Origin of the sequence: Martelella mediterranea (genome assembly GCF_004342225.1) — a bacterium.
Lineage (GTDB): Bacteria > Pseudomonadota > Alphaproteobacteria > Rhizobiales > Rhizobiaceae > Martelella > Martelella mediterranea_B.
The window spans coordinates 1-8,844 of record NZ_SMAR01000064.1; the positions used below are offsets into that span (position 1 = coordinate 1).

9 protein-coding genes and 3 pseudogenes are annotated in these 8,844 nt (G+C 59.1%); 4 read left to right on the top strand and 8 right to left on the bottom strand.

Annotation, left to right across the window (positions count from 1 at the left end):
- Window positions 1-339, bottom strand: a pseudogene (locus EDC90_RS19860) (transposase); the annotation flags it as partial.
- A gap of 130 nt (window positions 340-469) precedes the next feature.
- Between EDC90_RS19860 and EDC90_RS19865 the strand changes: the two are divergent.
- Window positions 470-844, top strand: coding sequence for a hypothetical protein (locus tag EDC90_RS19865; protein ID WP_132314266.1), 375 nt, complete (start codon window positions 470-472; stop codon window positions 842-844).
- Between the two features lie 108 nt (window positions 845-952).
- Here the strand turns inward: EDC90_RS19865 and EDC90_RS21360 are convergent.
- A pseudogene (locus tag EDC90_RS21360) lies at window positions 953-1,316 on the bottom strand (integrase); the annotation flags it as partial.
- 16 nt (window positions 1,317-1,332) lie between these two features.
- Here EDC90_RS21360 and EDC90_RS19875 point away from each other — a divergent pair.
- A complete protein-coding gene (locus EDC90_RS19875) occupies window positions 1,333-1,617 on the top strand; it encodes a hypothetical protein (protein WP_245511153.1) in 285 nt (94 codons plus the stop codon).
- A gap of 120 nt (window positions 1,618-1,737) precedes the next feature.
- Here the strand turns inward: EDC90_RS19875 and EDC90_RS19880 are convergent.
- Window positions 1,738-1,877, bottom strand: a pseudogene (locus EDC90_RS19880) (transposase); the annotation flags it as partial.
- Here EDC90_RS19880 and EDC90_RS19885 point away from each other — a divergent pair.
- A complete protein-coding gene (locus tag EDC90_RS19885) occupies window positions 1,878-2,651 on the top strand; it encodes an N-acetylglucosamine-6-phosphate deacetylase (protein WP_245511152.1) in 774 nt (257 codons plus the stop codon).
- A gap of 182 nt (window positions 2,652-2,833) precedes the next feature.
- Here the strand turns inward: EDC90_RS19885 and EDC90_RS19890 are convergent, their stop codons facing one another.
- From EDC90_RS19890 to EDC90_RS19905, 4 genes are read right to left on the bottom strand one after another with little or no spacing between them, the layout of a single operon-like run.
- Window positions 2,834-4,108: a TRAP transporter large permease gene (locus tag EDC90_RS19890; RefSeq protein WP_132314267.1), complete on the bottom strand. Its 1,275-nt coding sequence runs from the start codon at window positions 4,106-4,108 to the stop codon at window positions 2,834-2,836.
- Window positions 4,109-4,117: 9 nt separating this feature from the next.
- Window positions 4,118-4,630, bottom strand: a complete 513-nt coding sequence (locus tag EDC90_RS19895) for a TRAP transporter small permease (protein ID WP_132314268.1) — start codon at window positions 4,628-4,630, stop codon at window positions 4,118-4,120.
- Complete coding sequence (locus EDC90_RS19900; RefSeq protein WP_132314269.1) at window positions 4,627-5,601, bottom strand: DctP family TRAP transporter solute-binding subunit; 975 nt, start codon at window positions 5,599-5,601, stop codon at window positions 4,627-4,629. Before EDC90_RS19900 ends, EDC90_RS19895 begins: the two co-directional genes overlap by 4 nt.
- 36 nt (window positions 5,602-5,637) lie before the next feature.
- On the bottom strand, window positions 5,638-6,786 hold the full coding sequence (locus EDC90_RS19905; protein ID WP_165972915.1) for a mandelate racemase/muconate lactonizing enzyme family protein: 1,149 nt from the start codon (window positions 6,784-6,786) through the stop codon (window positions 5,638-5,640).
- 91 nt (window positions 6,787-6,877) lie between these two features.
- Here EDC90_RS19905 and EDC90_RS19910 point away from each other — a divergent pair, with 91 nt between their 5' ends.
- Entirely contained in the window at window positions 6,878-7,780 is a 903-nt protein-coding gene (locus EDC90_RS19910) for a LysR family transcriptional regulator (RefSeq protein ID WP_132314271.1), read from the top strand.
- A gap of 50 nt (window positions 7,781-7,830) precedes the next feature.
- Here EDC90_RS19910 and EDC90_RS19915 read toward each other — a convergent pair whose 3' ends face one another.
- The gene (locus tag EDC90_RS19915) at window positions 7,831-8,844 is read right to left on the bottom strand and encodes a LacI family DNA-binding transcriptional regulator (RefSeq protein ID WP_132314272.1); all 1,014 of its coding nucleotides are present in this window, start codon (window positions 8,842-8,844) and stop codon (window positions 7,831-7,833) included.

Below are 8,844 nucleotides of genomic sequence, written 5' to 3' on the forward strand. Positions count from 1 at the left end.
TTTTTGAGCAGGCGCAGTTCCAGCGTTTGCTCGGCCACGACCTCTTTCAGGTCGCGTGTTTCCCGACGTAATGCCTTAACCTCATCCGTCGTTGCTGCCCGTGCCGTATCGCCGGCCAGGCGCCGCTTGCCGGCCTCTAGGAACTCCTTCGACCAGGTGTAACATGCTCTCGGCGATACCCTCACGGCGGCAGAGCGCGGCGATACTGTCTTCGCCGCGCAGGCCTTCCAGCACAATGCGGATCTTCTCCTCAGCGGAATAGGTTTTGCGGGTGGCTCGGCGGATATCATTGATCGCCTTGTCTGCCGTCGGTTTCTGCTGACCGGATTTCTGTCTCATCGTCACTTCCTTTGCGTGAGCTATGATGAGCCAAATTCCTCCCTTAAGCACGCTTTCGATTTGTATAGCCACCAAGCGCTTGGTCCCGAACATATCCTTGCCACTCACAGTGAAGGCGAGCCGATCGAGATTGATCCGCACGACGCCCACCACCTCGATCAAATGCTTTATGGCGTGCTGGACTGGTATCTCGTCGTCCTTGCTGACACCGAGCATAGAGACGGGCAAATCGGCATTGAAATCGGCGCTTGGCACGTTAGGCCATACGCTAAATGACGCCCATTGGGCCGATCATAACGAGCAGCAGGACGAGGATCACGACATCCCTGATGACGAATGGGCCAGAATTGTAGCCCGTTGCGCAGAAGCCAAGCTCGAAGCATCGCAGCGTGTCGTCGAGCTGCAAGCAGCTTACTCGGCGCTTCGGGAGGCCCAAGAGAGTTGGGTCCAATCTCTATGCGGACAAATCGCCAAGCTGGATTTGCAGATCGCCGCGCCGCGCTGACAGGAGCCGGTGTAGGTCGTGCGACACTTGCCGCCACCTCGAAATTTGTGGCGCAATCGTCCACCGCGTTACGCAGCATGCCGGAGCTTGGCTTCCGCGTTCTCTGCTTGATTGATCACCGCTCGCGTTCTGTAAGAACTGGTCGAGGACAGCACGGCGGGAATGCCTGTCGAGTGCATCAACGGTCCCCCGGAACTCCAGGCCGTCGAGCAGAGCTTCGATATAGCCGGCAAGAAGTGTCTGCGACCATTATCAGCGCCGTGTCGAGCGAATGGATGTACTTGCACGTGACCGTTCACTTGGAGTGGCCAACCAAAGCGGCGATTGTCACCTCCGTGAAGCCGAGGTCATTCGCGACGCTGGCAAAGCTGTGCCGGAGAATGTGCGGTGTAATCCCGGCGAACGGTGAGCCGTCGAATATCTGCTTCCAATGATTTGGGAAGCTGCCGAAGGCCTCAGACGACCCTCCGCCTCTGCTGCATCCCTCAATGGCACAGCTCTACCGCTCGCGCGTCCAGGGTCTCTACGATGCCTTGCAGGCCGAGGACGAGGAAAAGCGCACGGAAGCCGCCGATATCATCAGGACGCTGGTTGAGGACATCGCGCTGACGCCGGTGGACGGAAAAGTGGAGATCGACGTGCGCGGTGATCTTGCTGGAATCCTTACGCTTTCGGTCCAAACGAAAAACCCCGCCAGAGGGGCGGGGTCATCGCAAGTAAAGTTGGTTGCGGGGGCAGGATTTGGACACTGTTTTGTCAGCTTGGGCGTTTAGGCATCTTGACAAGCCCGCGAATTGTAGACACGCGACCACGATCAAGTCGATGCCGTTCGTCAGATCTCGGAACGAGGCTATCCAGTGTCGGAAGTCTTTCAACGGTTCGATGTAAGCCAGCCGTAGCCCGCGTATGGTCAGATTGCGGAGGAATTCCGTCCAGATCGGCCGGCTTCTGATGTTCCGATCTCCAAGCCGAGCACTTCGCGCCGGCCGTCGGTGTTGACGCCAATGGCGATGATGACAGCGACAGAACTGATGTGAACCGCGCCGAGATTCTCGGTGTGCATCGGGAAGGTCCGTTCATCAGTCCTGATATGCTGGGCGCCCAACCACCACAGGCCAGAAAGGTCGACCGCGCATTTCTGGAAGAGCTCTTGTCGATGGCGCCTGTCAGGGTGATCACGTTCGCGCCGGAAGCCGATGAGGCGGACCTGTTGCTCAATATGGCTCGCGAAAACGGCATTCGTGCGCAACTTGGTCACAGTCCATGCCGATACGAAGTCGCCGAAAGGGTTTTCCGCCGTGGTGCAAGCGGCGCGACCCACCTGTTCAATGCGATGTCGCCACTGCATCACCGCGCGCCGGGCCTGGCCGGGGCCGCACTTGCCCATGCCAGAAACGCCGAAATCATCCCGGACCTGATGCATGTGCACCCCGGAGCCATTCACGTCGCCCTGCGTGCTGTCCCGGGGCTTTATGCCGTAACCGATGCGTCCCGCGCCACCGGCGCTCCGGACGGCACCTACCCGTTCGGCGAGGTGACCGCTCACAAGTGCGGCAACGGTCTGCGCCTACCAGACGGCACCCTCGCGGGCTCCTGCCTCACGATGCTGCAAGCCTTTCGCAATTTCGTAGAGATCGGGCTGGAGCCGGCAGAGGCAGTGCGCAGATGCTCCACCATTGCGGCCGACTATCTCGGGCTTCAGGATCGGGGACGGATCAGGAAAGGGGCAATTGCGGACCTGGTTGTTCTATCTCCTGAACTCACGCTCAAGGATGTCATTCTCCGTGGCAAGTCGGTTAATGGCTGAACTTCCAGAGGCACGGCTCGCTTGACCTACCTCCCCGGCAACGGGATCGAAACCTGTTGGCGTTTTCCGCTGCGCTTTCCTAGTTAGGACACCTCGCGGAAGGTGTCCTGCTGCAGGGAATTTCCTCCAGATTAGACAGGGCCCGGCCTGCTGTGCAATGCGCCCCTGGGACCTGAATGCGCTCAGCGAACCAACTCGAGTATTCCGAGGCTGATACCCGGCACATAGGTGACGAGTGCAAGGCATGTGAGGATCACCAGAACGAGCGGAACGAGGTGGGGGATCATACGGTCGAGTGAGACCTTCCCGACCGCACTCGCCGCGAAAAGGTTTACGCCGAAGGGCGGCGTGATCATGCCCATCGCAAGGTTCATGATCATGATCATTCCGAAATGAACCGGATTGATCCCGAACGACAGGGCAACCGGGGCGAGGATCGGTGCGAGCACAACGATCGAAGCCGAGGTCTCGACAAACATTCCGATCAGGAACAGGAAGGCGTTGACGGCGAGCAGGAAGCCGAGCTTGCTGTCGAAATTGGCAACGATCCAGTCGCCGATGTCCGCCGGAACACCGGCGCGCGTCAACACGAACGAGAACAGCCCGGCCATCGAAATGATGAACATGATGATGGCCGACGACAGTGCCGAACCGCGCAGCACACCGAGCAGATCCCGAAAGGAAAGGTCGCGGTAGATGAACACGCTGACAACAAGCGCATAGGCCACAGCCGTGATTGATGCTTCCGTCGGTGTGAACACGCCGCCATAGATGCCACCAAGAATGAGGATCGGCATGAACAGTGCGAGTGCGGCCCGCCAGAGACTTCTCCAGAAGGGTTTGCGGACGACCTTCGCCGGGCTTTCGTGCCTGGAGAAACGCGTCCAGACAACCACATAAACGCCGAGCGCTGCGGCTACAAGGAATCCCGGGCCAAGACCGGCGACAAAGAGATCTCCAACCGGCGCGCTTGCGGCGACACCGTAAAGGATCATCGGGATCGACGGCGGAATGAGGACACCGAGTTCGGCCGATGTTGCCTGGAGGGAGGCAGAGAAACCGACCGGATAGTTCTGCCGCACCATGGCAGGAATCAGGATCGCGCCGATGGCATAGGTCGTTGCGACGGAGGAACCGGAAACCGCGGCAAATACCATGCATACCACGACGCATGATATCGGAAGGCCGGCGCTGCGGTGGCCGATCACGCTCTCGACCAGATCGATCAGCCTTCGGGAGATACCACCCGTGGCCATGATATTGCCGGCCAGGATGAAGAACGGCACGGCGGCAAGCGGAAACTTGTCGAGTGCGACGAATGCCTGCTGGGGAATGACGATGAGCGGCAGGTTGGTGAAGCCGACGATGCCCAGCATTCCGGCAAGTCCGATCGCCACGGCAACCGGCACCGCCATCATCATCAGGACAATCATGGCTGTGATCATGACAAGAAGCATGGGTTCGTCCTATTCCGAGAGAGCCTGTTCGTCGCGCGGCGGCGGATCGGCCAGATGGGCAAACAGCGCCAGCATCGAGAAGGCAGAGCCCACCGGAAGGGCAAGATAGGCCCAGGACGCCGATATATTGAGACCGGCGATGTTCTGGAAGCGCACGCGCGTGACAAGCTCGATCCCGAACCACACCAATACGCTCAGCAAACAGAATACTGCCGTCGTCCCCGCGACCCGCAGCAGCTTGCGTGTCAGGTCGTTGCCAAGTCTCATCGCCATGTCGACGGCGATGAGACTTCCGGCCCTGATTGCGGCCGCCAGTGCAAGATAGGTCATCCAGATCAGGGTGATCTGGATGAACGGCTCCGTCCAGGCGGCGGAACGCAACAGGATGAATCGCGCGATGACCTGATAGGTGCCAGCCGCGAATGCAAGGGCGAGTGCGACGCAACCGAGAGCGAGTGCGATCTTTGTGATCGCACTCTCAATGCGAAGCAGGACCGAGGTCAGACCGCGCATTTTCGTCATTTAGTCTGCTCGATCTCGTTCAGTCGATCCTCTCCGAACTGCCCGGCGAACTGATCGTAGAGGCCGTCGAGCTTCGCACGGAAGGAGGCCTTATCCACGTCTTCGACAACGGTCACACCCTGAGCGCGGAGCTCATCGAGACCTGTCGAAAGTCCGTTTTCAACTTCTTCCCGGTTTCGGGCCATCGCGTTTCCGGCAGCAGTCTTAATGACTGCCTGATCTTCAGCATCCATACTGTTCCACACAGAGGGCGAAATGAGCACAACCAGTGGCGTGAACGCATGGTCGGTCATGCTCAGATATTTCTGCACCTCGCCGAAGCGGTTGTTGAGAATGGCGCCGACCGGGTTTTCCTGTCCGTCGACAACCCCCTGCTGCAGGGCCGTGTAGACCTCGGGAATGGCCATCGGCGTCGGCAGCACGCCAAGCGCTTCCCACACGGCAATATGCATGTCGTTTTGCTGGGTGCGGATCTTCAGCCCCTCGACATCCGCCGCCTTTTGAACCGGACGAACATTATTGGTCAGTTCACGGAAACCCATCCCGCCATAAGCCAGGCCGACAAGACCCTGATCGGGCATTTCATCAAGAATCTCCTGCCCGACAGGGCCGTTGAGCACCGCGTCTGCATGGTCGAAATCGCGAAACAGGAATGGGATATCGAAAATCTTGAGATCCGGCACGAAATTGGCGACAACAGAGGTGGAAGGCACCGCCATTTCGACGGTGCCGAGCTGAACGCCCTCGATGACGTCGCGATCGCCGCCAAGCGCGCCGCCGCTTTGAACGCGCACTTCAATGCGGCCATCGGTGGCCGTTTCTACCTCCTCGGCGAACTGCCCCATGGCAATGACTTCAGGGGCTTGCGGGCCGCCGACGAGGCCGACATTCAGAGTGTAATCGGCAGCAAGCGATGCCACCGGCATGCTGCCCGCCAGAACAATCGTTGTGAGGAGAGTGCGAATAGTCATGGTGAGTTCCTCCCTAGTTAAATCAATAGGCTGCAATCAATCCATCATCCAGTGGCGGGTGATGAATGGGTCGATTTGATCCACGCTGATATCGTGGCCCAGACCCGGACCCTCGGGTATAGCAATAAGCCCGTTCGCGTCGGGACGACCGGCAAAGATCGCCTCGCGTAATGGGTTGTGGCTCATGTCATATTCAAGCATAGGCATCGGCACGCTGCCGGCGCGCGACCGCAGCAATGCGCAAACCTGAAGCGCCGCCAGCATGTTGACGCCCGTTCCCCAGACATGCGGAGCGATCCGCACGCCGAAGGCGTCCGCAAGCGCTGAGATGCGCAGCGTTTCGGTGATCCCGCCGCACAGTGCGATATCCGGCTGCACGATATCGAGCGCTCCCGTTTGCATGCTGTCGCGGAAAGCCTGTACACCACAAAAGGATTCTCCGCCGGAGATCGGCAGGTTCATTCTGCCGGCGAGGCGCCGATAGCCAGGCAGATCGTCATGGGGAAGCGGCTCCTCAACCCATCCGAGATGGCAATCGGATACCCGCCGCGTCAACTCTATTGCGTCGTGCAGCGTGCTGGCCTCGTTCAGATCGATCATCAGTGGGGCTTCGGGCCCGACGATCTCCCGGGCCAGACGGATCGCCCTTTCGTCTTGGTCGGGGTCAATGCCCACGCGGATCTTGAAGGCCCGAAAGCCGAGATCGCGGTATCGCTCCAAAGCGGCTCCAAATCCGGTATAGCGATCAACTCCCGCCGCGAGAAGCGGTCCGCTGGCATAGGTGAGAACGTCGCGTCGCAAAGGTCCGCCCTGCAGAGCCGAAACCGAGCGCGCCGTCATCCGTCCGAAAAGATCCCAGCAGGCAATGTCGATCGCGCTGATGGCCATATGCGCCTGACCGCGCCGATCCGGAATCACTTTCTGCAGCAACGTCTGCTGCAGTGCCAGCGGCGCATCGGCCGCGCGCCCGAGGATGTCAGGAGCCAGAACATCCTGGATGAAAGCGCTCGCCGGACCGGGAAAGGCCCAGGTCTCGCCCCAGCCGACATGACCGGCCTCCGTTGAAAGACGGATCAGAAGAGCGCCGCGCCGGCTGAAGACACGCAGGGCGTTACCGGCCGGCGCAGGCATGTCACAGGCGACTTCAAACCCTTCAATTCGCGAGATCCGATCACGCTCGGTCATATTTCCTCCCTGAACTGTCTTTCTTGGCATTAATATATTGTATATTCTTTTTCCAATTGGTTTATTTAAGCTAAACACATAGGAAAATTTGATGATTCGAATGACTTTGGCCCAACTGGAAGCTTTTTACTGGACGGTAACGCTCGGCTCCGTCGAGGCGGCATCGCAACGGCTTCACCTGAGCCAGCCATCCGTTTCACAAAGGCTGAAGTTGTTGCAGTCTCAATTCGACATGCCATTGACAGAACGACAGGGGCGCGGTTTGCGGATAACCCCATATGGACAGGAGGTGCTGTTCCGGTCCGAGCGTATCCTGAGGGAAATCGAGGAGATGGAATCGGCCTCTGAGCCGGCGCAACTGCGTGGTCCTGTCAGGATTGGCATCGCAGAGGGACTGGCGCTCGTATGCCTTCCCCTGTTGATGCAGCAATTGCGCGATCGCCACCCCCTCCTGAAGCTGGAGATCGCAGTCGGCATTTCTTCAGACCTTGAGCCGCGGCTCCAGAGCCATGCGCTCGATATCGCATTTCTGGTGAACCCGAGCGAGCATCCGGATTTCACGCTTTCGCCCATGGGGTTACAGGAAACAAGCTGGGTTGCGGGCGCCAATTGGTCGCTGCCTGATCTCGTGCGCCCGCGTGATCTGGTCGACGTGCCGATCGTCACCAATGATCCGGGGAGCATCAACTTCCGTCAGGTCAAAAGCTGGTTTGCATCCGCCGGCCTTGCCCCGCAAAGAGAAGATATCTGCAGCAGCGTCTCGATGCTGGCTCATGTGGTCACCAGCGGCGCGGCGGTCGGCGTTCTGCCGGTGCGCATGACGGAACCTTACCGGCTGCGCGACGAACTCAGGATACTGCGCACCAGCCCGGCAATACCGGCGACACCGATCCACGCGAAGTTCAGATCACAGGGGATCGATCCGGCCGCCCGCGCCGTCCTTGCGGTCATGCGGCAATTGCTTGAAGGGCTCGGCTATACCAGGAACGATTGAATTCGGCAGGAACGAAGCCGTCGTTTGCAGCGCTCAGTTCAAATCCCGGATCAGCCGCTGGAGCGGGCAACAAGATCGGCGCCGACCAGCATCTTGACACAGGGAAGGTCGGGCGGGCCGTTGATGATGTCGTCGAGCAGAGCAACGGCATGGAAGCCGATCTTGCGCTTCGACACATCGATCGTTGTCAAAGGCGGATCGCTGGTGGCACTCATCGGCAGATTGTCGAAGCCGATCAGAGAAACATCCTGCGGGATACCAATTCCATTTTCCCTCAAGGCCCTGGCAAAGCCGAACGCCATGATATCATTGGTGCAGAAATAGCATTCCGCCAGCTCCCCCCCGGACGCGAGATATTCAGACGTGCCGCGATGGGCGCCGTTGAAGGTCGATTCGACGGAGATGATCAGGGAAGGATCAACCTCGAGGCCTAACCGCTCCATATTGCGAAAAAAGGCGTCATACCGCAGTTTGAAGTTGGTCGTTCCAACATGACTGGCGACGAAGCCGACTCTCGAGAAGCCGCGCGATTTGAAGCGTTCCAGCACCTTGTAGACGGCATCGATATTGTTCATGTTGACGAAATTCGCTTCGACAACATCATGAAAGGTATCGATGAACACGATCGGCGTGCCAACGCTCTGCAGCAGGCGGATGTCCCCCTCGCTCAGTTCCGTTCCAAGCGCGATGATGCCGCTGACGCCGGCTGCCCCGGCAACCGCTTCCGCGATCGCCGCAATGGTTTCGCCGTCATGGCTCGTAACCTCAAGCGCATAACCCCTTCGCAGCGCCTCCTGCGACATGCCGTCGATGTAATCGGAGATGAAATGACTGTGGTCCCGGTTCACCGTCTGCCCATGTTTGGCAATCTTCAGAAACCGCAATGTCTCTTTAACTTCGCTGGAACGGCTCCGCGAGGCACGAGGCACATATTTCAGCCGTGATACGGCTTCAAGAACCCGCACCCGTGTCGCTTCCGAAATCTCTCCCTTGCCGTTCAGCACAAGGGAAACTGTCGCAGCTGACACACCTGAGGCAGCTGCAATGTCGCGAATCGTGGGAAT